The sequence below is a fragment of the Aminobacter niigataensis genome (genome assembly GCF_946995915.1).
GTDB lineage: Bacteria > Pseudomonadota > Alphaproteobacteria > Rhizobiales > Rhizobiaceae > Aminobacter > Aminobacter niigataensis.
In genome coordinates, this window is the sequence record NZ_OX341517.1 from 3981164 (window position 1) to 4005997 (window position 24834).

Here is a 24834-nt window from a genome sequence, read left to right on the forward strand (position 1 = left end):
ATCTACCTCCCGCCCGCGCCCTTGAGGCGCGACTGAACGATCAGCGGATGGATGAATGGCTCCAGCGACTTCAGCGTGCGGGCAAGCGCGCCGCGCATTTCCTCGACCGTCAAGGCGCCAGCCGCCATCATGTCGTGCCGCGCGATCTCGTTGCCGAGCAGGAAGTTGACCGCGCCTGCGAGCATGTCGCGGTCGCGCACGATCTTGGCGCCGCCGCGGTCGATCAGCCGCTGATAGGTGTCGCGGAAGTTCTGCACATTGCGCCCGGCAAGCACCGCAGTGTCGAGCATCGCCGGCTCGAGCGGGTTCTGGCCGCCCTGCGAGGTCATGGAACGGCCGACAAAGGCGATTTCGGTCAGGCGCAGATACAGCCCCATCTCGCCGATCGTATCGCCGAGAAGGATGTCGGTGTCGGGCAGGATGTGGTCGCCGCTGCTGCGACGAGCAACCTTGAGGCCCATGCCCGTCAGTTCCGTCATCAAGGCGACGGCACGATCGGGGTGACGCGGCACGATGATGGTCAGCAGATTGCGGTGGCGGTTGCGCAGCATGGCATGCACTTCCGCCGCCATGACCTCCTCGCCGTCATGGGTGGAGATGGCGGCCCAGGTCGGCCGGCGGCCGATCTGGCGCTGGACCGAATGCAGGGCACGCTCGTCCGCCGGCGGCGGCGACGTGTCGACCTTGAGATTGCCGGAAACGGTGACGGGACGCGCGCCGAGAGCGCGAAAACGCTCGCCGTCGACCTCCGACTGGGCGACCACATGGGCCATGTTTTCGAACAGCGCCTCGGCGATGTTGGCGCGCCTTTTCCACGAAGCGAACGACCGGTCGGAAAGCCGCCCGTTGACCAGGATCTGCGGCACGCGCCGTGCGCCGAGTTCGAGGATGGTCATCGGCCAGATTTCAGATTCGGCGATGATCGCGAGGTCCGGATGCCAATGATCGAGGAAACGGCTCACCGCCGGCTTGAGGTCGAGCGGTACGTATTGATGGATGACGCGATCGCCCAGGCGCTCTTCCACGACCTGCGCGGAGGTAACCGTGCCGGTCGTCAGCACGACATGGATGCCGTAGCCCAGTATGGCCTCGATCAGCGGCACCACCGCGATCGTCTCGCCGACGCTCGCCGCGTGGAACCAGATCAGCGGACCCTCGGGCCTTTCGCGGCTCGGCACGCCATAGCGCTCGCGCCGGCGATTGCGGTCCTCCTTGCCCTTGGAGGCACGCCAGGCGACGTAACCGCCGACCATCGGATAGGCTGCGGCGCCCGCATAGCGATAGGCTCCCAGAAATGCGCGGGCCCAGCGTTCGCTCATCGGGGACCGTCCACCAGACCATAGGCCTTTTCTGTCGCCCGATTGAGCGCGGCGGTCACTTCGACGCGGATCCGTTCCATCTCGGCATCGTCGGCATCGGCAGGCACTTGGATCAACGGCTCGACGATCACCGCGCATCCGCCGAAAGGCAGGCTGATCGTGGTCTTGTCCCAGGTCTTCTCCAGCACCTTGCGCCGGCTGGTGGCAATCGCGATCGGCGCGATCGGCCGCCCCGACAGGCGGGCCAAAAGGACGATGCCCATGCCCGATTCGCGCGGCGTGCCATGCGGGATGTCTGCAATCATGGCAACGTTCTTGCCGGCATCAAGCGCCTTTTTCAGGGCAATCAGCGCGGTCGCGCCGCCCTTTTTGAGCCTGCTCTTGCTTTCCCGCCCGCCAGAGCCGCGCACGGCCTCGATGCCGAATTTTTCGACCACCTGAGCGTTGAGCTCGGCATCAGCGCTGCGCGAGACCATCGCCACCAGACCGCGCTTGTTTGGATAGATGGCCGGCGCCAGCAGGTGCTGGCCGTGCCACATTCCGAATACAAGCGGCTCGCTGTCGGCGTAGGCATAGGAGGCGAGATCAACGGAGCCCTCGACCAGAGGGTTGGTCCGGCGAATGAAACTCAGGCCATAGGCAAACAGGTTGGTGATCGCGGCCTTGGCGAAACGCGACTGGGCGAGCGGTTCGCGAATGCGCCGCCAGAACGTCTTGGGTGCCTTTCTGGCACGCTTTTTCTTCGCCGCAGGCCTTGCGGCCGGCGGCGCCATGCCAGGTTGCTCCATCAGTTCTGACCGGTCGCCTTCGTATCCGGCTCCAGCAGCCGATGCAGGTGGACAACGAAGTAGCGCATATGGGCGTTGTCGACGCTCCCTTGCGCCTTCGCCTTCCAGGCAAGCTCGGCCGACTTGTAGTCGGGATAGACGCCAACGATGTCGAGCGCGTCGAGATCGCGGAACTCGGTTCCGCCGAGTTTCGTCAGCTCGCCGCCGAACACCAGATGCAAGAGCTGCTTTTTTCCGTCTTCTTCGGACATCTTCTTCCTTGATTCATCATCTCAGGGCCCGCCTGATCTAGACCAAACCGGGCCGTTTTGGAACAGTTTGCAGTTCGTCAGCCTTCTTGACCGGCAAGCACCCCTGCCATGACGTCGAGCATCGCCCCGCTGCCAGCCATCAGCGCGCCATGGACGATCTCCCTGCCAGCAAAGGCCGGCAGGCCGCCGTGGCTGTCGAGCAGCTTTCCGCCGGCCTCGGCCAATATCAATTCCGCTGCGGCAATGTCCCAGTCGTGTGCGTTCGGCTTGACGAAAGTTGCATCGAGCGCGCCGCTGGCGATCATCGCCAGACGATAGGCGAGCGAAGGAATATACGCCTCGCGATCCAGCCTGCCCTGCCATTCCTCCGGCATCCGGTCGATCATCGGCTTAGGGCCGGCAATGCGCACGCGCTCGCCCGCATCACGCACCCTGATCGGGGCATCGTTGAGGAAAGCGCCCCCGCCCGCGACCGCCCAATAGGTCTCTTCGCGCGCCGGGCATTCGAGCACGCCGGCCAGCGAGCGGCCGTTTTCGACGACGGCAACGCTGACGCACCAGGCCGTGCGGCCTTCGACGAAGCCGCGTGTGCCGTCAATCGGGTCGACCACAAAGGTGCGGCGCGCGCCAAGCCGTTCGAGATTGTCAGCGGTTTCTTCCGACAGCCAGCCGTAGTCCGGCCGCGCCGCCATCAGCGTTTCGCGTAAGTAGCGATCGGCGGCGTAGTCGGCCTCGCTGACCGGCGAATTGCCGCCCTTGAACCAGACTTCCGGGCTCTGCCGGAAATAGCTCATGGCAATGCGCCCGGCCTCGGTGGCTGCCGTACGCAGCAGCTCGAGTTCGGCTCGAAGCTCCGCCTGGTCTATGATCTCAGTCTCCGGCAAGGGTCATGCCTTCGATCAACAGGGTCGGCGCGGCGGTGCCAAAATTGCGGTCGAGGTCGCTCGCCGGCACCATGCGCATGAACATATCCTTGAGGTTGGAGGCGATGGTCACTTCCGACACCGCCCAGGCAAGCTCGCCATGCTCGATCCAGAAACCCGAAGCGCCACGGCTGTATTCGCCGGTGACCATGTCGACGCCCTGACCGAACACTTCGGTGACGTAGAACCCGCGCTTCAGCGAGCGGATCATCTCTTCGGGCGATTTCTCACCGGGCTCGATGGCAAAATTGGTCGAGGATGGCGACACGGACGAGCCGCCACGCGCACCGCGACCGTTGGTGACCAGTCCCAGTTCTCGCGCCGCCGACGTCGACAAGAACCAATGATTGAGCACGCCCTTGTCGACCATCTTGAGCGTGGCACCTTCGATGCCCTCGCCGTCGAAGGGACGCGATGCCTGGCCGCGCTGCTTGAGCGGCTCGTCGATAGCGGTGATGGCGGCGGATGCCACCTGCTTGCCCATCATGTCGCGCAGGAAGCTGGTCTTGCGGGCCACCGAAGCGCCGTTGATGGCGCCGGCAAGGTGCCCGGCAATGCCGCGCGCGACGCGTGGATCGAAGACGACATCGACCGGCCCCGTCGCCGCCTTGCGCGCGTTGAGCCTCTTGACCGCGCGTTCGCCGGCATTGCGGCCGATGTCGGCCGCGGCATCGAGATCGGCGAAATGCAGCCGCGAGGAATAGTCGTAATCGCGCTCCATCCACGTGCCCTCGCCGGCGATGACGCTGGCCGAGCGCGAGAAACGCGAACCGACATAGTGGCCGACGAAGCCATGCGAGGTGGCGAGCACCAGGCCGCCAAGCCCCGCGGCAGCACCGGCGCCAGCCGAGTTGGTCACGCCCTTGACGGCAAGTGCGGCCTCTTCGGCGGCAAGCGCGTCTTCCCTCAGCCGCTCGGCCGACACCTCGGTGTCGTCGAAGAGATCGAGATCGCGCGGCGATTGGGCCAAAAGCGCCGCATCGGCGAGACCCTGATACGGATCTTCCGGCGACACCCTGGCCATTGCGACAGCGCGTTCTGCGAGGGTCTTGGGGTCGGACGCGGCGGTGGCCGATACGCTGGCAACCCGCTGGCCAACGAACACGCGAAGCGACATGTCCTCGCTCTCGGACGCCTCGGTGCCCTCGACCTTGCCCAGTCGCACCGAAACGCTGGTCGAACGCCCGCGCACGGCAACCGCATCGGCGGCATCGGCGCCGGCCCGTTTTGCCGCCTCGACGAGGCTCGCCACCCGGTCGGCCAGTTTCGCGGCGTCGTTGGTATCGTTCATTGGCATGTTCCGATTGCTTGCCGCATGGGTCACGGCCCGTCCCCTCCATCTATTGTCCCCGACCCGCTTGTGCAATGGGCGGGTGCATGGTCAAACGACCCTAGCCAAGCACATCGCCGCACAAATCTTCGGGAATTCGCATGTCCGCACAGGCTCAGGCACCGGCAAAATTCACCACCGGCTCGACCATGCGCCATGTCGTGGTCATGACCGGCACCGGGTCGATCGGGTTGATTGCGATCTTCATCGTCGACGCGCTCAACCTGTTCTACATTTCGTTGCTCGGCATCGAGGAACTGGCTGCAGCAATCGGCTTTGCCTCGACGCTGCTATTTTTCACGCTTTCGATCTCGATCGGCTTCACCATCGCCTGCGGCGCATTGGTGGCCCGCTGCCTCGGGCGCGGCCAGCGCGAAGAGGCCGCGCGCATGGGTGGCGCCTCAATGGTCTTCATGGGGCTCGCAACGCTGGTGATGACACTAGCTGCAATGCCGTTCCTGCGGCCCCTGGTTGCGCTTCTTGGCGCGACTGGCGAAACACTCGAGCTGTCGACACGCTTCCTGCAGATCGTGCTGCCGTCGTTTCCGATCATGGCGCTCGGCATGTGCACGACGGGTATCCTGCGCGGCGTCGGCGACGCGCGGCGGGCAATGTATGTGACACTGGGCAGCGGCATCGCGGCGGCGATCCTCGACCCGATCCTCATCTTCGGCTTCGATCTCGGCCTCGACGGGGCGGCGATCTCAACGGTGCTGACGCGCTTCGTGATGCTCGCCATCGGTTTGCACGGCGCCCATGTCGTGCACAGACTGATCAGGCTTCCCAACCTGAGCGGCTTGCGCGATGCGGTGCGGCCGTTCTTCGCGATCGGTGTTCCGGCGATGCTGACCCAGGTCGCCACACCCGTCGGCAATGCCTATGTCACGATCGAGATGGCCGCCTTCGGCGACCAGGCAGTTGCCGGCTGGGCGATCATCGGCCGCCTCGTGCCGGTCGCATTCGGCGTCATCTTCGCGCTCTCGGGAGCGGTCGGACCGATCCTTGGCCAGAATTACGGCGCCCGCAAATTCGACCGGCTGACGACGACGATGCGCGACAGCCTGCTGTTCACCATCGTCTATGTGCTGGCTGTATGGGCGCTGCTGGCAATCTTCGCCAATCCGATCGCCAGCGCGTTCGGCGCCGACGGAATTGCGCGCGACCTGATCGTCTTCTTCTGCCATTTCGCCGCCGGCAGTTTCCTGTTCAACGGCGCGATCTTCGTCTCCAGCGCCGCCTTCAACAATCTGGGCTATCCGACCTATTCGACCGTCTTCAACTGGGGCCGCTCGACCCTCGGCGTCATCCCCTTCGTCTGGGCCGGCGCGCATTACTGGGGCGCCATCGGCGTCATCGCCGGCTGGGGCCTCGGGGCCGTGGTGTTCGGCGTCGCGTCGATGATCGTCTGCTTCCGCGTCGTCAAGGCGATTGCCAATGAGCCGCAGCATCAGGAAGAAACCGTGCCGACACCGCCGCCGGCCGCACAGTCGCCCTTCTCCACCGGCAAGGCATCGACGCTGCAATAAGCGCGTGCGCCGTCGCGTACCTATTGCAGGATTTCGTCGACAGCGCGCTTGAGTTCGTCCTTGATCGCCACCGTCTCGGCCATGACCTGGTCGATCTTGAGGAAATCGAGCGCCCTGAAGCGCGACACGGGCGGTCGCAAGAAAATGTCGGGTGGGTTCTGGCTCAGCTTGTTGGCGATGATCGACTGCATCATCAGCTGGCTGGCACCGAACATCAGGTCGATCGAATTGGGCTGCTTGCGGCCGTTTTCAAACGGTGCGCCGACGACATCGATGGCGATGGTGAAATCGGCCACGCCATCGAGCAGATCGAACGGCACAGGGTTGTAGATGCCGCCGTCGATATAGAGCGTGTTGCCGCGCAATACCGGCTTGAAGACAGCCGGAATCGCCGCCGATGCGGCGAGCGCCGAGAACAGCTCGCCTTCCTCGAACACCGACAGGCAATGGCCGTAGTAGTCAGTCGCCGTCACCTTGAGCGGCAGCTTGAGTTCTTCGAACGTCGCCGGCACGCCCTCGGGCAGGAATGCCTTGAGAATGCGCTCGACATTGAACTGGGTCACCCTGATGCCGCTTTCGACCATTTCGGAAAGCGTGCCAGGCCGCGCCCGCCACATGCGGCTGGCGACTTCGGCAGGCCGGCCGAGCACGGCCCGGGAATGCTCGTGGATCTCGCGGCCGCTCAGGCCGGCAGCCATGCCTGCCCCCATGACGGCGCCGATGGACGAGCCGGCGATCGCCACCGGCTTGATGCCGAGCTCGTCGAGTGCCTCGATGACGTGGATATGGGCAAGCCCGCGTGCGCCGCCGCCGCCGAGCGCAAGGGCGAAGGTCGCGCTCATCCCTTGCTCGTTTCCGCAAATTTCGGGCCGAGGATCATCACTGCCGGCTCGACCGTCAGGAGCTTGCGCGCCGCAGCCTTCACCTGATCGAGCGTCACCGCATTGATCAGGTCGATCCGCCGCTGCATGTAGTCGATGCCGAGCTTGTCGGTCTGCAGGTCGACCAGCGTGCTGGCAATAGCGCCCGAGGAGTCGAGATTGTTGATTGCATAGGCGCCAAGCATGTACTTCTTGGCCGCCTCGAGTTCGGCCTCGGTGGGTCCATCTTCCGACATCTTGCCAATCACATCGCGAATGACGGCCAAGGTCTCCGCAGCCCTGTCGGAACGGGTTGCCGTGCCGATGATCAGCGACGAGGCGTGTTCCTGGTTGATCAGCGCGGAACTGACGCTATAGGCCAGCCCACGCTTCTCACGCACTTCGTCGAACAGCCGCGACGAGAAGGTGCCGCCGCCAAGGATGTGCTCCATCAGCGCGGCTGCAAGGAAGTCCGGCGCTTCGCGCGGCACGCCGGGGTAAATCAGCTGCAGCGAGGTCTGCGGCAACGGATACTCGATATGCATCGTCTGGCGCAGCTTGGGCTCGACGCGCTCGACGGCGCGCAGCTCCGCCTTTTCCGGCAAGCCGCCGAAGACCTGGTCCAGCCGCTTCTTCAGCGTCTCGGCATCGATCGCGCCGACTACCGCGACATGGATGTTCTGGCGGGTGAAATTGGCCTTGTGGAAAGCGCGCAGGTCGTTGGCGGTGATTGTGGCGAGCGACTTTTCCGTGCCCTGGTCGGGCCGGGCATAGGGATGTTCGCCATAAACCGCCTCGGCCCATTTGCGCGCCGCCTGTGCTTCGGGATCGCGGGCGTTGGCGACGATGCCGGAAACGATCTGCGAGCGGATGCGGTCGATCGGGGCCTGGTCGAAACGCGGTTTCTCGACCGCCAGCTTGAGCAGTTCGAACGCCTCGTCCTGCCTGTCGGCCAGCATGCGCATGCCACCGCCGACCGCGTCGTTGCTTTCGTTGAAACCCATTTCGGCGCCGGCTTCGTCGAGCTTGATCTGGAAGGCATCGCTGTCGAGATCGCCGGCGCCTTCGTCGAAGAGACCGGTCATCAGATTGGCAAGTCCCTCCTTGCCGACCGGATCCTGGGTGCTGCCGCCATCGAACAGGAACTTGATGGCGATGATCGGCACCGAATAATCCTCGACCAGCCAGGCGGTGATGCCTTTGTCCGACTTGACCTCCTGGATGCGGACCTCGGCGCGCGCGGCAACCACCGCTGGCAGCACCAGAAAAACCAGCGCCAGCATCAGCGTCAGCGCCGACATCGAAATCCTGAAACGCATTGCCGTAAGCGTGATCATCAAATCATTTCTCGACAGATTTCGCCGGCAGCAGATAGCCGGCGACCGAATGGTCGGGATTGAGGTATTTGGCGGCAACCGCCTTGATCTGGTCGGCGCTGACCGCCCGTATCCTGTCCGGCCACTGCCTGATGTCGTCGACGGTGCCGCCGGTGGCCAGCGTACTGCCATAGATATTGGCCATGCTCGCCTGGTTGTCGCGCGCAAAGATCATCGAGCGGACAAAACGGTCCTTGGCCTTTTCAAGCTCGTCCGATGTCACGCCATCCTTGATGATGCGGCGGATTTCGACGTCGACCGCGGATTCGACCTGCTGCAGCCCGGCCTCGCCACGCGGTGCGCCATAGACAGTGAAGCTGGTGTCGTCGACCATCGTCCCCTCGAAGAAGGCGCCTGCGGACGACGCAATGCCATCCTTGACGACCAGAGCCTGGTAAAGCCGGCTGCGGTTGCCACCACCCAGGATCTCCGAAAGCAGGTCCAGCGCCTCGGCCTCGCCGGCTTCGGCGGTCTGGTAGGATGGCACCACCCAGGCCTTGGAGAAGCTGGGCACGCTCACCCGCTCGTCGGTAAGCTCGACCGTGCGCTTGGTGTTCTGCTCCGGCTCCGTCGGGCGGATACGCGGCGGAAGCTCGGGGCCACGCGCGACCTGGCCGTAGGTCTTCTCGGCAAGCGCCTTGACGTTTTCAGGCTCGACATCGCCGGCGACGATCAGGATCGCGTTGTTGGGCGCGTAATACCTGTCGTAGAAGGCGGTCGCATCGAGCCGGTTCAGCTTCTCGATCTCGTGCATCCAGCCGATGACCGGCGTGCGGTAGGGCTGGTTCTGGAACAGCGTCGCGTCGACTTCCTCGTTGAGCAGAGCGCCGGGATTGTTTTCGATGCGCGAGCGGCGTTCCTCGAGGATGACGTCTCGCTCGGGGCCGATCACCGCGTCGGTCAGGACCAGGTTGCGCATCCGGTCGGCCTCGAAGCCCATCATGGTTTCGAGCGCGCCGGGGGTCACCGTCTGGTGGTAGGCCGTATAGTCGTAGGTGGTGAAGGCGTTCTCGCTGCCGCCGATCTCGGCGACCTTTTGGCCAAACTCGCCAGCCTTGTGGTTGGTCGTGCCCTTGAACATCAGATGTTCGAAGAAGTGCGCGATGCCGGACTTTCCCGGCATCTCGTCGGCGCTGCCGACCTTGTACCAGACCATGTGGGTGACGATCGGCGCGCGATGATCGGGGATGACCACCACCTGCATGCCGTTGTCGAGCGTGAAGCTGGTGACGTCCCAGTCGCCGCGCGGCGCTTCGGCCAGAACCGGTCCTGCCCACGCCAGGCCCAAGGCGAGCGCGGCCGGCAGCGAGCCCTTCGACCGCAAGAATCCCAAAATCATCAACTGCCTCTGAATGTGAACGTGCTGCCTTATAGGCGTTGGCACAAAGCGGCGGGAAGTGAATTGTTCGTAATGAAGCCCGAACAAGGCCACACTCAGGCGGCAAGCGCGCCAATTTTGCGAAGTGGATCTGGCGGCCGACAACAATTTCGCCAGATCAGGACTGCCAAGTCATTGGAACAGTTGGTATTATAACGACAGGGAACGGCGAACGCTGGCCCTCTTCGTAGTTTCGTGAATGGAGAGCAAAAACAGGAGGAACGGCGATGACTGTAGTTGCCCATGCGGACCAACAGCGTGAAGAGTGGCGGGCGGGGGTCATCAGCCGGATGCAGATCTCGGCCCTCAACGGCGCAACTCAGCTTTGCATTTTCGAACAATGGCTGCAGCCAGAAGCCGGACCTCCCACGCATTGGCACCCTGTCGAGGAGGTGCTCACCGTACTCTCAGGCGAAGCCGAGATGTGGATCGACGAAAAACACGTTGTCCTCGCCGGCGGACAGTCGCTCATTGTTGCAGCCCGTCAAAAACACGGTTTCCGAAACGTCGGCTCTGGAACACTCCACGTGCATGCGGTGCTTGCAGCGCCAATCTTCGAGGCGACCTTTGACGGCTCCGCCGAACCGGTGCGGCGCTGGATCCCGCGGCAGCCAGGCCCGAATCAAGCGATTGGATCGATCAGGCAGCTTCGATGAAGCGGATCACGGTCTCGCCATAGGAGCGTTCGTCGACGACGGAAAAGCCGGGGCCCGGCTCGAATGGAGCCGATGCCACTTCTTCCACCACGCACAGCGCGCCCGGCGCGAGCCAACCGCCGGCTTGGGCGGAACGTAACGCGCCTTCGCCCAGTCCCTTGCCATAGGGCGGGTCGGCAAAGACCAGGCCAAACGGTCCCAGCGTGCCGGCATCGCCGAGGCCAGTCGCGTCGCGACGGAAGATCTTCGTCCGCCCGGTCAGACCAAAGCTTTCGACATTGGTACGGATGAGCCCGCGGCCCTCCGCGGACTCCTCGATGAACACACAATAGGAAGCACCGCGCGACAGCGCCTCGATGCCGAGCGCGCCGGTGCCGGCAAAAAGATCGAGCACGCGCGCGCCAGCGAGCCTGCCGCCAAAGCGATGGGCGAGCATGTTGAACACCGCCTCGCGGGTGCGATCGGTGGTCGGGCGGATGGCGTTGTCACGCGGCGTGGCCAACGGCCTTCCGCGCAATTCGCCACCGACAACCCGCATCAGCCGCGATCCTTGCGCGGACCGCCCGGCCGGCCGCCACGCGGACCATCGCCCTTGGGCTTGTCGAAGCGGGGCTTGTCCGAGCGAGGCTTATCAAAGCGCGGCTTGTCGCGCGGCGGCCTCGCGGCTGCTTCGGCCTTGGCCTTTTCGCTTTGCGGACGCGCGCCCGGTGCCATCCAGACATTGGCCTTGCGCGCACCAGGGGTTTCGAACGGCTTCTTCTCGCGCTCGTCGCCCTTCCTGCCGCCAGACCGGGGCTTGTCACCGAACTTCGGCTTGTCGCCAAACTTGGGCCGATCACCGAATTTCGGCTTGTCGCCAAACTTTGGCTTGTCACCAAAACTCGGTTTGTCGCCGAAGGTGGGGCGCTCGGTCGACAGGCGTCCCAGTACGTCTTCGCGGTGACGTTCATTGGAACGCTTGCGGTTCTTGATCAGGCCGCCCTCGCCGATACGGCCGCGTTCGCCGTCACGCTGGAACTTCGGACGTGCCGGTTCTTCCTCGCGCGGCTCGCGGGCGCGCACCGTGGGCTTGTTGGAGAAGGGGTTGACGATGTCGGCATCGAAATTCGCACCGGCTTCCTCGATCAGCCGCTCGCCCAGCTGGTCGCGCAGCATCTTGCCCTTTATCTCCTGGACGTGCCCCTCGGGCAGTTCGCCAAGCTGGAACGGGCCGTAGGAGATGCGGATCAGCCGGTTCACTTCCAGACCGAGCGCGCCGAGGATGTTCTTGACCTCGCGGTTCTTGCCTTCGCGAAGGCCGATGGTGATCCAGGCGTTGGTGCCCTGCTCGCGGTCGAGGGTCGCCTCGATCGAGCCGTAGAACACGCCCTCGACGGCGATGCCATCCTTGAGGCCGTCGAGCGTCTTCTGCTCGACCTTGCCATGGACGCGCACGCGGTAGCGCCGCAGCCAGCCGGTCGCCGGCAGCTCGAGCACGCGCGACAGCCCGCCGTCATTGGTCAGCAGAAGCAGCCCTTCGGTGTTGATGTCGAGACGGCCGATGGTCATCAGTCGCGGTAGTTCGGCCGGCAAAACGTCGAAGACGGTCTTGCGGCCTTCGGGATCGCGGTTGGTCGTCACCAAGCCGGCCGGCTTGTGGAACAGGAACAGTCGGGTGCGCTCGATCGGCGGAATCTCGGTGCCGTCGAGGAAGATGACGTCGTTCGGCATGACGTTGAACGCCGGCGACGACAGCACCTGGCCGTTGACCCTGACGCGGCCGGCAGCGATCAGTTCCTCGGCATCGCGACGCGAGGCGATGCCGGCGCGCGCAAGGCGCTTGGCGATGCGCTCGCCCGGCTCGGCTGCCTCCTCGGGACCGCGCGGACGCGGCTTGAAGCCGTCGTCCTTGGGTCGGTGGTCGCCTTGCGGCCTGGGACGGAACGCCCTCGCCTCGCCGCCTTCGCGCTTCTCATAAGGCCTGCCGCCCTCGGGGCGTGGGCCTGAGCGGAACGGGCGGTCGCCACTTGCTGGCCGCGCCTCGCCGTCGCGTGGACGGAATTCGCGGTGCGGACGATCGCCGCCTTCAGCAGGACGCGCACGATACGGCTTGTCACCACCAAAGGAGCGGCCGCCCTCGCGCTTCTCGTAAGGCTTGCCCTCGGGGCGCGGGCCCTTGTGGAATGGCCGCTCGCCGCCGGCAGGACGTGCCTCGCCGTCGCGCGGACGGAATTCGCGCTTGGGACGTTCGCCGCCCTCCGAGCCCTCGGCGGGACGCGCACGATAAGGCTTGTCGCCGCCAAAGGAGCGGCCGCCTTCGCGCTTCTCGTAAGGCTTGCCCTCAGGGCGCGGGCCCTTGCGGAACGGCGTCGCCGAACGTTCGGGACGCGCAGCACCGTCGCGCGGAGCAAAGTCGCGCTTTGGACGCTCGCCGCCCTCGGCACCTTCAGCGCGCTTCACAAAAGGTTTCTTGGCAAACGGCTTGGCGCCGCCTTCGGTGCGCGGCTTGCCGAATTTCTTCGCGCCGCCATCGCGGCCACCTGCGCCACCCGGCTTGGAGCCGCCCTTGCGCGGGAATTTCTTACGATCGTCGTCCATGGTGGCCTTTGCCCTTTTCGGCGGCTAGATAACAGGAAGCTCGGGGGTTAGCGAGGGGTAACAGGATGGTTGAGGCGTGAAACGGCCCGATTACATGGCATTGGCGTTCGCGGAAGCAGAAGCTGCCGCCAAACGCGGCGAGGTGCCGATCGGCGCAGTCATCGTCCGTGGCAGCGAAATCGTCGGCCGTGCAGGCAACCGCACGCGCGAACTGAACGACGCCACGGCCCATGCCGAGGTGCTGGCCATCCGCGAGGCGTCGGAGAAATTCGGCTCCGAGCGGCTCACCGGCCACGACCTCTATGTCACGCTGGAACCCTGCACCATGTGTGCGGCCGCAATATCGTTAGCACGGCTCAGGCGGCTCTACTTCGGCGCGGTCGACGACAAAGGCGGCGCTGTGGTCAGCGGCGTGCGCTTTTTCGCCGCGCCGACCTGCCACCACGCTCCTGACGTCTATCCGGGGATAGGCGAAACGCGGTCCGCCGAAATACTGAAAGGCTTCTTCAAGGACCGACGCGACCTATAGGTGTTCGCGACGCGTCAGCGATCGATCAGAACGGCCACCAGCTGCTGCCCTTCTTGGCAAGCTTCTTCTTGCGGCGTTCCTTCTTGATCTCGTCTTCGCCGAGTTCATCCTGCGCAGCACTTGCTGCGGCCTCGCGATACACCAGCGGCGGCTCGCTCAGATACTTGCGCGTGCTGGCACTGCCCTGCTTGTTCTCGCGCAGGCGGCGCTCGATCTCTACCTTGCGCTGCGCGGGCGTCCACTTGCTCATATCCGGGCCGTTCAGCGACGTCATGTCGTTGACGACCTGAGGCTCAAAGTTCGGATTGTCGCGATTCTTGGTCGCATCGTCGCGGATGCGGGCACGACGTGCCTCCGGCGATTCGGGCCAATCGGCGCTGGCCGTGCTGACGATGTTGTCCTGCGGCGCCGGAAGTGCTGCCTGCGCCCCGGTCTTGGGCTTCACCAGTTCAGGGCGCGGCTTGTAATCGATGCTGTTGGTCTTGGGCTTCATCGAGAACATGTTGGTGACGTCGCCGGCAAGCTGCTCGGTCGCTGTCTTGTCGGTGCCATAGGTGGGCGCGCTCATGCAGCCCGTCAGCGCCAGGCCGGAAACGGCGAGCGACGCAAGCAAAGCTCCACGCGCGCTGATGCGGTCCGTCATGCCAGTAATTTTCACTCGAACGCCTCTCGCTAGATGCCGGCCTTGAGCCGGGTCCCGATCCGTTTGCTCATCCGACGGAAATCCGGCGACAATTTGTCTGCCGAAGTTTCGCGCTTTTACCTTAATGGGCCGTCAAGGGCAACGACCGGCGGGAGATGTCCAACCGGTCGTTGCATTTCGGCAACCAGCCTAGAGCCGGCCGAGGGCCTGCAGTTCGTGCAGCGCGGCTGCGTCGCGGGCCGATACATCGGCAAATGCAGCGTCCGAGCCGACATCGCCGGTGTAGCGCCACGAACGTGCGCACTTGACTAGCCCGCGGCCATCCGCCTTCTCCACGACCACCGCCACGCCGGGAACCTCGCGCAAGGCGAAGGCATCAGCCGGAACGTCGCCGTGCGAGATGACGAGATCGCTGGTGATGCTGATCTCGGCCAGATCGATACCGGTCAGTGCCTCTTCGAGCACCGCATCGGTCATGTAGACGACCGGCACGGCCTCCAGGGACGAGCCGATAGTCTTCTTGGCACGCTCAAGCTCCAAAGCACCGTTCACCACGCTGCGAACCTGGCGGATCTTGCGCCACTTCTCGGCCAGCGCCTCGTCGCGCCAGGCAGCCGGCACGTCGGGGAACTGGTCGAGGTGCACCGACTCGGACTGCGGGTTGCGCTCGAGCCACGCCTCTTCGGTGGTGAAGGGCAGCATCGGCGCCAGCCACTTGACCAGGCAGTTGAACAGTTCGCGCACAACATGGACGGCGGACTTGCGGCGCACGCTCGATGGCGCATCGCAGTAGAGCACGTCCTTGCGGATATCGAAGTAGAAGGCCGACAGCTCGACGACCATGAAGTCGATCAGCGCACGCGTGATGCGCTTGAACTCGAAGTCGTCATAGCCCTTGCGCACCAGTGCATCGAGTTCGGCAAGCCGGTGCAGCATCAGCCGCTCCAACTCCGGCATTTCGGCAAGTGTGATCTCCTCGCCTTCGTCATGGGCGAGCGTGCCGAGCATCCAACGGATGGTGTTGCGCAGCTTGCGGTAGGCGTCGATGTTGGTCTGCAGCACGTTCTTGCCGAGGCGCTGGTCTTCCCAATAGTCGGTCGTCATCACCCACAGGCGCAGGATATCGGCGCCCGACTGCTTCATGACATCCTGCGGCACGACCGTGTTGCCGAGCGACTTCGACATCTTGCGGCCTTCCTCGTCCATGGTGAAACCATGGGTGACGACCGCCTTGTAGGGCGCACGGCCGCGGGTGCCGCAGCTTTCGAGCAGCGACGAATGGAACCAGCCGCGATGCTGGTCGGAGCCTTCGAGATAGACATCGGCCGGCCACTTCATGTCCGGACGGTCTTCCAGCGTAAACACATGCGTCGAGCCCGAATCGAACCAGACGTCGAGGATGTCCATCACCTGCTTCCACGGCTCATTGGCGCGCGAACCCAGGAAACGCTCGCGCGCTCCTTCGGCAAACCAGGCGTCGGCACCTTCCTTTTCGAAGGCCTCGACGATGCGGGCATTGACTGCCTCGTCCTTCAGCACCTTGCCGTCGGCGTCGGCGAAGATGGCGATCGGCACGCCCCAGGCGCGCTGTCGCGACAGCACCCAGTCGGGGCGATCCTCGATCATCGCGCGCAGGCGGGTCTGGCCGGCGGCGGGCACGAAGCGCGTGTCGTCGATGGCCTGAAGCGCGCGGCTGCGCAACGTCGTGCCGTCGCCGAGCTGCTTGTCCATGTAGACAAACCACTGCGGCGTGTTGCGGAAGATGATGGGCTTCTTCGAACGCCAGCTATGCGGATAGCTGTGCTTGAGACGACCCCGCGCGAACAGTGCCTTGCGCTTGATCAGCTCTTCGATCACCGCCTTGTTGGCGTCGCCCTTCTTGCCGTGATCGTCGATGACGCGGACTGCACCACCCTCACGATCAGGCCCGAAGCCCGGGGCGTCCTTGGTCAGGAAGCCGGCATCGTCGACCGTGAAAGGGATCGCCGGGTCGATGCCGCGCTTCTCCAGTTCGGCAACCGCGTCCATCCACGCGTCGAAATCCTCGCGGCCGTGACCCGGTGCGGTGTGCACGAAGCCGGTGCCGGCGTCGTCGGTGACGTGGTCGCCCGACAGCATCGGCACGGGGAATTCGTAGCCGCCGCCAAGACCTTCGAGCGGATGAGAAAGCACAAGCTTTCCAAACTCTTCACCAGAAACGCTGCGAAGCAGATTCAACGTCACCTTGGCCTTGGCGGCAGCTTCTTCGGCCAGCGCTTCGGCAAAGATGAGCTTCTCGCCCGGCTGGGGGCCGAAATCGTTCTCGGCAGCTGTGACCTCGTACAGGCCATAACCGATGCGCGGCGAGTAGTTCACCGCACGATTGCCGGGGATAGTCCAGGGCGTGGTCGTCCAGATGACGACGTGGGCGCCGGCCAAGGCATCCGAGCCGGAAGCCACCGGGAATTTCACCCAGATCGTGTCGCTCTCGTAGTCCTGGTATTCGACTTCGGCCTCGGCAAGCGCGGTGCGCTCGACCACCGACCACATCACCGGCTTGGAGCCGCGATAGAGCTGGCCCGACATGGCGAACTTCAGGAGTTCACCGGCGATGCGGGCCTCGGCGTGGAAATTCATGGTCGTGTAGGGATTGTCGAAATCGCCGATGACGCCGAGGCGCTGGAACTCCTCGCCCTGGACCTTGATCCAGCCGGCGGCGAATTCGCGGCATTCCTTGCGGAACTCGTTGATCTCGACTTCGTCCTTGTTCTTGCCGGCGGCGCGGTACTTCTCCTCGATCTTCCACTCGATCGGCAGGCCATGGCAGTCCCAGCCCGGCACGTAATTCGAGTCGTAGCCGCGCATCTGGAACGAGCGGGTGATGACGTCCTTGAGGATCTTGTTCAGCGCATGGCCGATGTGGATGTTGCCGTTGGCATAGGGCGGGCCGTCGTGGAGCACATACTTCTCGCGCCCGGCAGCGCTTTCGCGCAGGCGCTTGTAGAGGCCCATCTTCTGCCAGCGAGCGACCGTCACCGGCTCCTTCTCAGGCAGGCCGGCGCGCATCGGAAACTCCGTCTGCGGCAGGTAGAGGGTCTTGGAATAGTCGATCTTTTCGGACGTATCGGTCATCTGTCTTGCCATCTTGCCCGGCAAAGCTGCCACGGGCGTTCAACTGTCGTGATCTGGAAAAGGCGCCCTACGGCGCGCACGCAAAGTCGTCCCGGACTTGCGGACGCGTCAAAGCGTCCGGAAGGCCGGGCCCATAATTCGTATCGAAGTCGCGAAGATAGGCGCGAGAAATCTCATGGCCGCGCTTTTAGCGGAGGCGCGACGCGGAATAAAGCGTCTAATTCGCCCGAATTCAAAGGTTGAAGTCGAAGCGGTAGCTGGTCGAGACACCAACCGTCAGCTGGTCGCGCGAACCACGCTCCTTGACGATCGTCGAATCCGCTGCCGGCCCCATCAGTCGCGAATACTCGGTGAACAGGCTGGCTGTGATGTTGTCGGTCGCCTTCCAGGTGATCGCGCCACCAACGCCCGCCGACTTCATGCCGCTGCCCGGATCATACTGGCTGATGCCTGATGTCAGCGCTTCTTGCGCGCTGACCCCGTAGTAGGTGTCGAAATAGTCGTCAGTGGCGAAAGAAACGCGCGGCCCGCCGGAAACACGGATCGTCGGCGTCACATCGTGGAAGGCATCGACAGCAACGTCGGCGACAATGCCGCTATGAGCGCGGATGCCGTGGCGCACCTCGGCGCGGGCACGCACCCAGTCGGTCGGATAGAACTCGAAAAATCCGCCGACTTCGCCGCCCCAGCGAACATCGTGGAGCCCCTGGAGTTCGTCCTCGGCATCGCGGCCGAAGATGATCTTGCCGTTGAGACCGGCACGCACGCCGCCGCCGTCGATCAAGGCCAGGGAAATATTGTCATTGCGCGAGGAAAAGCGCGTCTCGCTGCCAGCCTTGCCGAGCGAGATGATCGGCTGGGCGGAGAACATGTATTTCTTGGAGCCTTCGAAGCTGGGCGCGACCATGCCAGTGGCGCCAAGCGTCAGGTACCAGTCGCCGGAAAGGAAGCCGAAAGCGCCCTCGCCGGCCATCGCCGGTCCATTGACCAAGGCAAGAACGGAAACCGCTGCCGAAATACGACCGATAGACCTCATCACAACCCCGCGTACGCTACGAAACCAATCGCCAGGAACAATCGGTGTGACGCCAACAACGTAAAATTTGAATTAAGTTCGTTCGTTCGCACTGACGTTTATTTCCCTCCCAGGTTGCCCGCCACTGGACCGACTCGGTTGCCAAGACTAGCCTCCGAAACCGGCACGACGCCACCGTTGTTGAAAATTGTTCAATTCAAGGAGACGGGATCGATGGCAACTTCCGATCAAATGCCCCAGGGCAACCTCGCCGAAATGCGCTCGAAATGGGGCTGGTTCGTCGCGCTTGGCGTGCTCGTGCTGGCGCTCGGCATCATTGCGGCCGGCAACCTTCTGGCCGCCACCGTAGTGTCGGTATTCTTCGTCGGATCGCTCATGATCGTGGCGGGCGTGATCGAGATCATCCACGCGTTCGGCGTGAAGAGCTGGGGCAGCTTCTTCTGGTGGCTGCTTGGCGGCGTCCTCTATGTCGTCGCCGGCTGGCTCGCCTTCGTCAACCCGGTGCTGACCTCGGCCATCCTGACACTGCTGCTTGCCGCCAGCCTCGTCGCCTCGGGACTGATGCGAATCTGGATGGGCATCAAGGGCAAGTCGGCTCTGGCCAGTTGGGGCTGGATCGTCGCAGCCGGTGTCGTCACCGTGCTGGCAGGCCTTGTCATCGCCGCAGGCTGGCCGGTCAACAGCCTCATCATCCTCGGCATCTTCCTGTCCGTCGACCTGATGTTCCAGGGAATCACCTACATCGCCTTCGGCCTGGGGCTGAGGAAAGGCGCCTAGAAGGCGATCGCCCGATCAAGCTCCGAGAGAGGGCGCACGCCGGAGAGCAGCGCCCTCGCCTCGGCTTCGTCGCGCTTCATCTGGACAACCAGTGCGTCGAGGCCTTCGAATTTCACCTCGCCCCTGAGGTAGCCGAAGAACGACACCGAGGCGATCTCACCATAGAGATCGCCGGTGAAGTCGAAGACAAAGGTTTCCAGCAGCGGCGCGCCATGGTCATCGACAGTCGGGCGGCGGCCGAAGCTGGCAACGCCGTCATGTAGCGTGCCATCGGCACAGCGGAAGCGAACGGCATAGATGCCTTCCTTGAGCCCGGCCTCGGACGACAGCCGCATGTTGGCTGTCGGGAAACCCAGCGTGCGGCCCAGCTTCGCCCCGCCCACGACCTCGGCCTCGACCGTGTAGCGATAGCCGAGCAAGCCGGCCGCCTCCGCCGCCTCGCCTTCGGCCAGCAGTTCGCGGATACGGCTTGACGATATGATCTCGGTGCCCTCGTCGCGAAAGGCGTCGACCAGCGTCACCCCAAAACCGTGGCGTTCGCCCGCTGCCATCAGGAAGGCCGGGCCGCCCTGGCGGTTCTTGCCGAAGTGGAAATCGAAGCCGGTCACCGCGTGGCTGATACCAAGCTGCTGCTCCAGTATGGCGATGACGAAATCCTCGGCGGAGAGGCCGGAAAATTCGCGCGTGAAAGGCCGCTCGATGACCCCGGCGAAGCCAAGCGCCTCGATCAGCCGCGCCTTGACATGCGGCGGCGTCAACACGAACAGCGGCGCATCAGGCCGGAACACCTTTCGCGGGTGCGGTTCGAAGGTCAGCACCAGTGCCGGTACGCCGCGCTGGCGCGCCTCTTCCAGCGCGCGCTCCAGCACCGCCTGGTGGCCGCGGTGGATGCCGTCGAAATTGCCTATGGCAACGACGCCGCCGCGCAGCCAATCCGGCACTGCTTCCTCACCTGCAACGCGAAGAAAGGCCTGTTCCATCGTTTCGCCTACCGAAGCCTTGGAATGGTGGCCACCGGTGCGTAGCCATGCTTGTCGAGAAACGCTGCAAGCTTGTCGGCATCGGGTGCCAGTGGATCGCCATAGTCGCGGGCGTGAATGCCACCCGAGACATAAAGAACGTCGACGCCGTTGTCGGCGGCACCCTTGACGTCGGTGAACATGCCGTCGCCGATGGCAAGAGCTTCCGATGCCTTGACCTCGCGGCCAAGCACTTCGCCGGCAGCGGCGAGTGCTGCCTCATAGATCGGCCGGTGCGGCTTGCCCGAAACCAGCGTACGACCGCCAAGCTGGCCATAGTCACGCGCCAGCGCTCCAGCGCACCAGATCAGTTCGTGACCGCGCTCGACCACGATATCAGGGTTGGCGCAGATGAACGGCAGGTTGCGGGCCCGCAGGCGCCGCAGCATCTCGGCATAGTCGTCGGGCGTTTCGGTCTCGTCGTCGAAAAGCCCAGTGCAGACCACGACGGACGCCTCGAACTCCTCGACCAGATCGACATCGAGACCGTCATAGATCGGGAAGTCGCGCTCAGGCCCGATATGGAAGACGCGGCGTGGCCCGGAGCTGATCAGGTCGCGCGTCACGTCACCCGAGGTGACGACGCGATCCCAAGCGGAAGCCGGCACGCCGAGGTTCGCCAGTTGTACGATGACACCGTCGCGCGGGCGCGGTGCGTTGGTGATGAGCACGACGGCCACACCCTTCGCGCGTGCCGCCTCAAGCGCTGCCGCTGCTTCCGGGAAAGCGTGCACACCATTGTGGATGACGCCCCAGACGTCGCACAGCAGGGCCGAGTAGCGGCCCGTGAGGGCTTCGAGCGACGCGATTGATTGCGGCAAACCCGCCATTGTCTGTCCTTCGATCGTTCCCAAAGGGGGAGTTTTGGCCGAGCGGCCAGGAAGCCCGGAATTATCCGAACCAGCCCTGCCTGTCACCAGCTTTCGCGGCATGACGTCCCAACACCGACGAAACCGCAGTTCGCCCGCAGGCACATTGGTTATCGCTTTACTAAGCAATCACTCATATTTCTTGCGATTTCGAGAACCGCAAATTTAAGGATTTCATGACATCGTCCCTAGGTTGAGCTTGGGGAAGCAATCCAATGATCCGCAAATTCCTGAAGGATACGCGCGGCAGCTATGCCATTCTGACGGTCGCAGCGATGGTGCCGATCATGGGCGCGCTGGCGCTTGCCATCGACTACGCGGAAGTGTCGCGACAGCGCGAGGTTGTGCGCAACGCACTCGATGCTGCCGGCATGGCGGTTGCGCGGCGAATTCTCGATGGCAAGCCGGGCGAACAGCCGACGGACGACCAATTGAAGGCTTATGCCACCGATTTCTTCAACAACAATCTCGGCTCGGTCAAACCTGCCAACGCCCCGCTGAAGGTGACGCTTCCGAACGCCGAATTCGGCGGCGGAACCTTGGAAATGGAGTCCACGCTCAAATATGAGCCATATTTCCTGCCTGCTGCAGCCGCGCTGATAGGCAAGTCCAGCAGTGACATTGACCTGAACTTTGTCGTCCGATCGGGCATCCGCCTGAAGAACACGCTGGAAGTAGCTCTGGTGCTCGATAACTCGGGATCGATGAGCTACCTCGGATCTGGCACCGGCCAGAAACGCATCGACTTGCTGAAAAACGCATCCAAGCAGCTTGTCGACACTCTGGCTATGCAAGCCCTGCAGATGAAACAGATCGACAAGCCGGTTCAATTTGGGCTTGTGCCCTTTGCGGCCTCGGTCAATGTCAGCCCCACCAATGCGAACCAGTCGTGGATGGATGTCGACGGAATCTCGCCGGTCCATCACGAGAATTTCGACTGGTCTACATTGAACGCATCAAACAAGTACGCCGAAAAGACGGGCGATGTCTGGTACAAGCGGGGCAACGGCTGGGGTGAAACAGAGGACACCCCGCTGACACGGTTTTCGCTTTACATGGACACCGAGAAAGTCGTGGCGCGCGAGTTCGTCGAGACCAGCCGCGAATGGGTCTGCGTGAAGAAGAAAAACGGCAAATGCCAGACATATGACTGGAAGATCGAGGGATACAACGTCGATATTCCCGGGCCTTTCGCGACCTGGCAAGGCTGTGTCGAGGCGCGGCCAGCCCCCTACAACAACAACGATGTCACTCCCAGCACGAGCAATGCTGCGACACTCTTCGTGCCGATGTTCGCGACCGACGAGCCTGGCGACAATTGGGCAACCGAGACGGACAGCACCCCAGACGACCGCAACGCGGTCAACAATTGGTGGAACGATGGCATCGAGGGTTCCGACACACTGACCAACAATCGCTCCCGTCAAAAGAACATGACGAAGTACTTCGATATTCGTCCCTTCGATGCCGACCCTCCCAAGAAGGGCAACGGGCCAAATTACTCCTGCACGACAAACCCGATCACCCCGTTGCGGGATGTCAGCAAGGCGGACGAGAAGCAGCAGATCAAGGCCGCGATCGACGAGATGACGCCAAGCGGCAACACCAACGTGCCTGAAGGCACTGCTTGGGGCTGGCGTGTTGTCTCGAGCGGAGCCCCCTTCACCGAAGGCAGGGCGGACGGTGAGAGGGGCAATGACAAGGTCGTCATCGTGCTCACCGACGGCGCCAATACCTATGGCGACCTTGGAAGTGCCGATCCTGCCGGCAACAAATCGACATATGCGGCATATGGCTACACGGGCAAGGGCTACAATGGCAGCGGCACCAGCCGCATCTTCATGGACACCAGTTCCGCTGTCGGCAAGTCCACCTACACCAGCGAGAACTACCAAGCCGCGATGGACGAGCAGATGCAGCAGGTCTGCACCAAAGCCAAGGGAACAAGTGCCCGCAATGACCAAGGCGAAGGCAACGACAGCATTATCGTCATGACCGTCTCCCTGGATCTCACCGAAGCCAAGAGCGATGAGAAGAAGGCTATCGCCGCTCTCAAGAATTGTGCGTCCTATTCCCGCACGACGGTTGGGAAGAAGCTGTATTGGAATGCCACCGGCGACACCCTGATGCAGGTCTTCAAGGAAATCGCGGACGAGCTGTCCAACCTGCGCATCGTCAGCTGACGCAGACTGTCACCGACGACAAAAGGCGCCCTCCTCGCGGACGGGCGCCTTTTTCATGTCAGTCCATATGTGCAGCCGGCGCACCGGCGGCGGCCTGCGCCTTCGGCTTGCGTAGCAGCAAAGCCAACGGGATGGCGCAGAGCGAGACGATCATCATCAGCTTGAAATCATCGATGTAGGAAATCATCAGCGACTGGATGTTGACTAGGCCGTCGACCTGCGCCAAGGCGGCCGGGTTGCCGGCGGCAGCGCCCGGCGACAGCGCCATCAGGTTGGGGTTGAAGGGCGTGATGTTGGCCGACAGCTCGGCGTGGTTGATCTGAACGTTACGCGTCAACAGCACCGTGACAATCGAGATGCCGATCGAGGAGCCGATGTTGCGGACGAGGCTGAACAGGCTCGCGGCATCGGTCCGATGTCGCGGCTCCAGCGTCGCGAATGCCACCGTCGACAGCGGCACGAACACCAGGCCCAGCCCAAGCCCCTGGATCACGCCGGTCGAGACGATCAGGAAGGCATCCATCTGCGGCGTGAAACCGGTCATGTAATAGAGCGAGATCGCCGTCAGCAGCAGGCCCGCGACAACCAGGTAGCGGTTGTCGACCAGCCGTACCAGCCGCCCGACGAGCAGCATCGCGACCATCGTACCGACGCCGCGCGGCGCCATGACCAGGCCGGTGGTGATGGTGGGATAGCCATAGATGCGCGTCAGCATCGGCGGCAAGAGCGCCAGGCTGGCGAGCAGGATGACGCCAATGACAAAGATGAACACCAGCCCGGTCACGAAATTGCGGTCGGTGAATATCTTGGGGTCGAGGAACGTATTCTTGGACGTCGCCATGTGCACGGCAAAGACCCAGAAACCGGTGATGGCGAGCCCAAGCTCGATCCATATTTCGACAGCCGAGAACCAGTCGACTTCGCCGCCACGGTCGAGCATGAGCTGGAGCGCGCCGACGCCGAGCGACAGCATGGCGAAGCCGAAGAAATCGAAACCGCGCAGGCGCTTGACCACGGCTGGCAGATAGGCGGCCGAGCCCATGAAGGCGACGATGCCCACCGGCAGGTTGATGAAAAACACCCAGCGCCAGTTGAAGCTCTCGGTCAGCCAGCCGCCAAGCGTCGGGCCGATGATCGGGCCGACCATGATGCCGGCGCCCCACATGGCCATTGCCTGGCCGTGGCGTTCCTTGGGGTTGATGTCGAGCAGGAAGGTCTGGCTGAGCGGCACGATCGCCGCGCCGAACACACCCTGCAGGACGCGGAACAGCACCATCGATTCCAGGCTCCAGGCAACGCCGCAGAGCATCGACATGATGGTGAAGCCGACGACCGAAACGAGGAACAGTTCCTTGCGGCCGAAGCGATCCGACATCCAGCCGGTCAGCGGCGTCATGATGGCGGCGGCGACGATGTAGGACGTCAGCACCCAGTTGATCGTGTCCTGGGAGGCGCCGAGGTCGCCGACCATCGAGGGCAGCGCGACGTTGGCGATGGTGGTGTCGAGCACCTGCATCACCGTCGCAAGCATGATGGCGACGGTGATCAATCCGCGATGCGGCACATCGGTGAGAGACTTTGCGGCTGCCTGGCTCATTCGACCAACCCTTGGGACCTTGTGGTCGTCAAGCGGCGACCGGAAAACCGGAGGGCCGGCCGCATATGGCGGCCGGCTCGATCCTG

Annotated in this window: 21 protein-coding genes; 5 read left to right on the forward strand and 16 right to left on the reverse strand. The window is 63.6% G+C overall.

Annotation, left to right across the window (positions count from 1 at the left end; translation table 11 throughout):
• Window positions 1-2: 2 nt before the first annotated feature.
• The 5 genes from waaA to O1Y97_RS19435 all read right to left on the reverse strand — a co-directional run bounded on the left by waaA (window position 3) and on the right by O1Y97_RS19435 (window position 4572).
• Complete coding sequence (waaA, locus tag O1Y97_RS19415) at window positions 3-1319, reverse strand: lipid IV(A) 3-deoxy-D-manno-octulosonic acid transferase (RefSeq protein WP_108608618.1); 1317 nt, start codon at window positions 1317-1319, stop codon at window positions 3-5.
• Window positions 1316-2107: a lysophospholipid acyltransferase family protein gene (locus O1Y97_RS19420; RefSeq protein WP_108608619.1), complete on the reverse strand. Its 792-nt coding sequence runs from the start codon at window positions 2105-2107 to the stop codon at window positions 1316-1318. The genes waaA and O1Y97_RS19420 overlap by 4 nt, the downstream gene beginning before the upstream one ends.
• Window positions 2107-2358: a DUF4170 domain-containing protein gene (locus O1Y97_RS19425; protein WP_108608620.1), complete on the reverse strand. Its 252-nt coding sequence runs from the start codon at window positions 2356-2358 to the stop codon at window positions 2107-2109. The genes O1Y97_RS19420 and O1Y97_RS19425 overlap by 1 nt, the downstream gene beginning before the upstream one ends.
• 77 nt (window positions 2359-2435) lie before the next feature.
• A complete protein-coding gene (locus O1Y97_RS19430; RefSeq protein WP_318762070.1) occupies window positions 2436-3242 on the reverse strand; it encodes a 3'(2'),5'-bisphosphate nucleotidase CysQ in 807 nt (268 codons plus the stop codon).
• The gene (locus O1Y97_RS19435; RefSeq protein WP_318762071.1) at window positions 3229-4572 is read right to left on the reverse strand and encodes a TldD/PmbA family protein; all 1344 of its coding nucleotides are present in this window, start codon (window positions 4570-4572) and stop codon (window positions 3229-3231) included. Before O1Y97_RS19435 ends, O1Y97_RS19430 begins: the two co-directional genes overlap by 14 nt.
• Window positions 4573-4712: 140 nt before the next feature.
• Between O1Y97_RS19435 and O1Y97_RS19440 the strand changes: the two genes are divergently transcribed.
• Complete coding sequence (locus tag O1Y97_RS19440; protein ID WP_318762072.1) at window positions 4713-6137, forward strand: MATE family efflux transporter; 1425 nt, start codon at window positions 4713-4715, stop codon at window positions 6135-6137.
• A gap of 20 nt (window positions 6138-6157) precedes the next feature.
• Here the strand turns inward: O1Y97_RS19440 and O1Y97_RS19445 are convergent, their stop codons facing one another.
• From O1Y97_RS19445 to O1Y97_RS19455, 3 genes are read right to left on the reverse strand one after another with little or no spacing between them, the layout of a single operon-like run.
• Window positions 6158-6979 (reverse strand): patatin-like phospholipase family protein, encoded by an 822-nt coding sequence (locus O1Y97_RS19445; protein ID WP_183262088.1) that lies wholly within the window; start codon window positions 6977-6979, stop codon window positions 6158-6160.
• Complete coding sequence (locus tag O1Y97_RS19450) at window positions 6976-8334, reverse strand: M16 family metallopeptidase (RefSeq protein ID WP_318762073.1); 1359 nt, start codon at window positions 8332-8334, stop codon at window positions 6976-6978. The genes O1Y97_RS19445 and O1Y97_RS19450 overlap by 4 nt, the downstream gene beginning before the upstream one ends.
• Before the next feature lie 4 nt (window positions 8335-8338).
• On the reverse strand, window positions 8339-9712 hold the full coding sequence (locus O1Y97_RS19455) for a M16 family metallopeptidase (protein WP_108608625.1): 1374 nt from the start codon (window positions 9710-9712) through the stop codon (window positions 8339-8341).
• A 266-nt stretch (window positions 9713-9978) separates the two neighbouring features.
• Here O1Y97_RS19455 and O1Y97_RS19460 point away from each other — a divergent pair, with 266 nt between their 5' ends.
• Complete coding sequence (locus O1Y97_RS19460) at window positions 9979-10407, forward strand: cupin domain-containing protein (RefSeq protein ID WP_245439436.1); 429 nt, start codon at window positions 9979-9981, stop codon at window positions 10405-10407.
• On the opposite strand, the gene rsmD is transcribed toward O1Y97_RS19460, so the two are convergent.
• Both rsmD and O1Y97_RS19470 read right to left on the reverse strand, forming a co-directional pair.
• Complete coding sequence (gene rsmD / locus O1Y97_RS19465; protein WP_108608626.1) at window positions 10391-10945, reverse strand: 16S rRNA (guanine(966)-N(2))-methyltransferase RsmD; 555 nt, start codon at window positions 10943-10945, stop codon at window positions 10391-10393. The two genes, O1Y97_RS19460 and rsmD, sit on opposite strands and share 17 nt — an antisense overlap.
• Window positions 10945-12984, reverse strand: coding sequence for a pseudouridine synthase (locus O1Y97_RS19470; RefSeq protein ID WP_318762074.1), 2040 nt, complete (start codon window positions 12982-12984; stop codon window positions 10945-10947). The genes rsmD and O1Y97_RS19470 overlap by 1 nt, the downstream gene beginning before the upstream one ends.
• A gap of 76 nt (window positions 12985-13060) precedes the next feature.
• Between O1Y97_RS19470 and O1Y97_RS19475 the strand changes: the two genes are divergently transcribed.
• Complete coding sequence (locus O1Y97_RS19475) at window positions 13061-13513, forward strand: nucleoside deaminase (RefSeq protein ID WP_318762075.1); 453 nt, start codon at window positions 13061-13063, stop codon at window positions 13511-13513.
• A gap of 25 nt (window positions 13514-13538) precedes the next feature.
• Here the strand turns inward: O1Y97_RS19475 and O1Y97_RS19480 are convergent, their stop codons facing one another.
• The 3 genes from O1Y97_RS19480 to O1Y97_RS19490 form a co-directional block, all read right to left on the reverse strand.
• The gene (locus tag O1Y97_RS19480) at window positions 13539-14156 is read right to left on the reverse strand and encodes a hypothetical protein (RefSeq protein WP_183262100.1); all 618 of its coding nucleotides are present in this window, start codon (window positions 14154-14156) and stop codon (window positions 13539-13541) included.
• A gap of 189 nt (window positions 14157-14345) precedes the next feature.
• Entirely contained in the window at window positions 14346-17267 is a 2922-nt protein-coding gene (gene ileS / locus O1Y97_RS19485; RefSeq protein ID WP_318762076.1) for an isoleucine--tRNA ligase, read from the reverse strand.
• 232 nt (window positions 17268-17499) lie between these two features.
• Window positions 17500-18303, reverse strand: coding sequence for a MipA/OmpV family protein (locus O1Y97_RS19490; protein WP_318762077.1), 804 nt, complete (start codon window positions 18301-18303; stop codon window positions 17500-17502).
• A gap of 213 nt (window positions 18304-18516) precedes the next feature.
• Here O1Y97_RS19490 and O1Y97_RS19495 point away from each other — a divergent pair, with 213 nt between their 5' ends.
• A complete protein-coding gene (locus O1Y97_RS19495; RefSeq protein WP_318762078.1) occupies window positions 18517-19080 on the forward strand; it encodes an HdeD family acid-resistance protein in 564 nt (187 codons plus the stop codon).
• Here O1Y97_RS19495 and O1Y97_RS19500 read toward each other — a convergent pair.
• Window positions 19077-20060, reverse strand: coding sequence for a bifunctional riboflavin kinase/FAD synthetase (locus O1Y97_RS19500; protein WP_318762079.1), 984 nt, complete (start codon window positions 20058-20060; stop codon window positions 19077-19079). The two genes, O1Y97_RS19495 and O1Y97_RS19500, sit on opposite strands and share 4 nt — an antisense overlap.
• A gap of 8 nt (window positions 20061-20068) precedes the next feature.
• The gene (locus O1Y97_RS19505) at window positions 20069-20929 is read right to left on the reverse strand and encodes a TIGR01459 family HAD-type hydrolase (protein ID WP_108608634.1); all 861 of its coding nucleotides are present in this window, start codon (window positions 20927-20929) and stop codon (window positions 20069-20071) included.
• Between the two features lie 254 nt (window positions 20930-21183).
• Here O1Y97_RS19505 and O1Y97_RS19510 point away from each other — a divergent pair, with 254 nt between their 5' ends.
• Window positions 21184-23151: a TadE/TadG family type IV pilus assembly protein gene (locus tag O1Y97_RS19510; protein WP_108608635.1), complete on the forward strand. Its 1968-nt coding sequence runs from the start codon at window positions 21184-21186 to the stop codon at window positions 23149-23151.
• A gap of 58 nt (window positions 23152-23209) precedes the next feature.
• On the opposite strand, the gene O1Y97_RS19515 is transcribed toward O1Y97_RS19510, so the two are convergent.
• Window positions 23210-24748 (reverse strand): DHA2 family efflux MFS transporter permease subunit, encoded by a 1539-nt coding sequence (locus tag O1Y97_RS19515; RefSeq protein ID WP_318762080.1) that lies wholly within the window; start codon window positions 24746-24748, stop codon window positions 23210-23212.
• Window positions 24749-24834: the final 86 nt, after the last annotated feature.

Excerpts from the sequence above, each read along its gene's own strand:
- waaA (WP_108608618.1), bottom strand. The coding sequence starts at position 1,319 with ATGAGCGAACGCTGGGCCCGCGCATTTCTGGGAGCCTATCGCTATGCG.
- O1Y97_RS19420 (WP_108608619.1), bottom strand. The coding sequence starts at position 2,107 with ATGGAGCAACCTGGCATGGCGCCGCCGGCCGCAAGGCCTGCGGCGAAG.
- O1Y97_RS19425 (WP_108608620.1), bottom strand. The coding sequence starts at position 2,358 with ATGTCCGAAGAAGACGGAAAAAAGCAGCTCTTGCATCTGGTGTTCGGC.
- O1Y97_RS19435 (WP_318762071.1), bottom strand. The coding sequence starts at position 4,572 with ATGAACGATACCAACGACGCCGCGAAACTGGCCGACCGGGTGGCGAGC.
- O1Y97_RS19440 (WP_318762072.1), top strand. The coding sequence starts at position 4,713 with ATGTCCGCACAGGCTCAGGCACCGGCAAAATTCACCACCGGCTCGACC.
- O1Y97_RS19445 (WP_183262088.1), bottom strand. The coding sequence starts at position 6,979 with ATGAGCGCGACCTTCGCCCTTGCGCTCGGCGGCGGCGGCGCACGCGGG.
- O1Y97_RS19450 (WP_318762073.1), bottom strand. The coding sequence starts at position 8,334 with ATGATCACGCTTACGGCAATGCGTTTCAGGATTTCGATGTCGGCGCTG.
- O1Y97_RS19455 (WP_108608625.1), bottom strand. The coding sequence starts at position 9,712 with ATGATTTTGGGATTCTTGCGGTCGAAGGGCTCGCTGCCGGCCGCGCTC.
- O1Y97_RS19460 (WP_245439436.1), top strand. The coding sequence starts at position 9,979 with ATGACTGTAGTTGCCCATGCGGACCAACAGCGTGAAGAGTGGCGGGCG.
- rsmD (WP_108608626.1), bottom strand. The coding sequence starts at position 10,945 with ATGCGGGTTGTCGGTGGCGAATTGCGCGGAAGGCCGTTGGCCACGCCG.
- O1Y97_RS19470 (WP_318762074.1), bottom strand. The coding sequence starts at position 12,984 with ATGGACGACGATCGTAAGAAATTCCCGCGCAAGGGCGGCTCCAAGCCG.
- O1Y97_RS19480 (WP_183262100.1), bottom strand. The coding sequence starts at position 14,156 with ATGACGGACCGCATCAGCGCGCGTGGAGCTTTGCTTGCGTCGCTCGCC.
- ileS (WP_318762076.1), bottom strand. The coding sequence starts at position 17,267 with ATGACCGATACGTCCGAAAAGATCGACTATTCCAAGACCCTCTACCTG.
- O1Y97_RS19490 (WP_318762077.1), bottom strand. The coding sequence starts at position 18,303 with ATGAGGTCTATCGGTCGTATTTCGGCAGCGGTTTCCGTTCTTGCCTTG.
- O1Y97_RS19495 (WP_318762078.1), top strand. The coding sequence starts at position 18,517 with ATGGCAACTTCCGATCAAATGCCCCAGGGCAACCTCGCCGAAATGCGC.
- O1Y97_RS19500 (WP_318762079.1), bottom strand. The coding sequence starts at position 20,060 with ATGGAACAGGCCTTTCTTCGCGTTGCAGGTGAGGAAGCAGTGCCGGAT.
- O1Y97_RS19505 (WP_108608634.1), bottom strand. The coding sequence starts at position 20,929 with ATGGCGGGTTTGCCGCAATCAATCGCGTCGCTCGAAGCCCTCACGGGC.
- O1Y97_RS19510 (WP_108608635.1), top strand. The coding sequence starts at position 21,184 with ATGATCCGCAAATTCCTGAAGGATACGCGCGGCAGCTATGCCATTCTG.
- O1Y97_RS19515 (WP_318762080.1), bottom strand. The coding sequence starts at position 24,748 with ATGAGCCAGGCAGCCGCAAAGTCTCTCACCGATGTGCCGCATCGCGGA.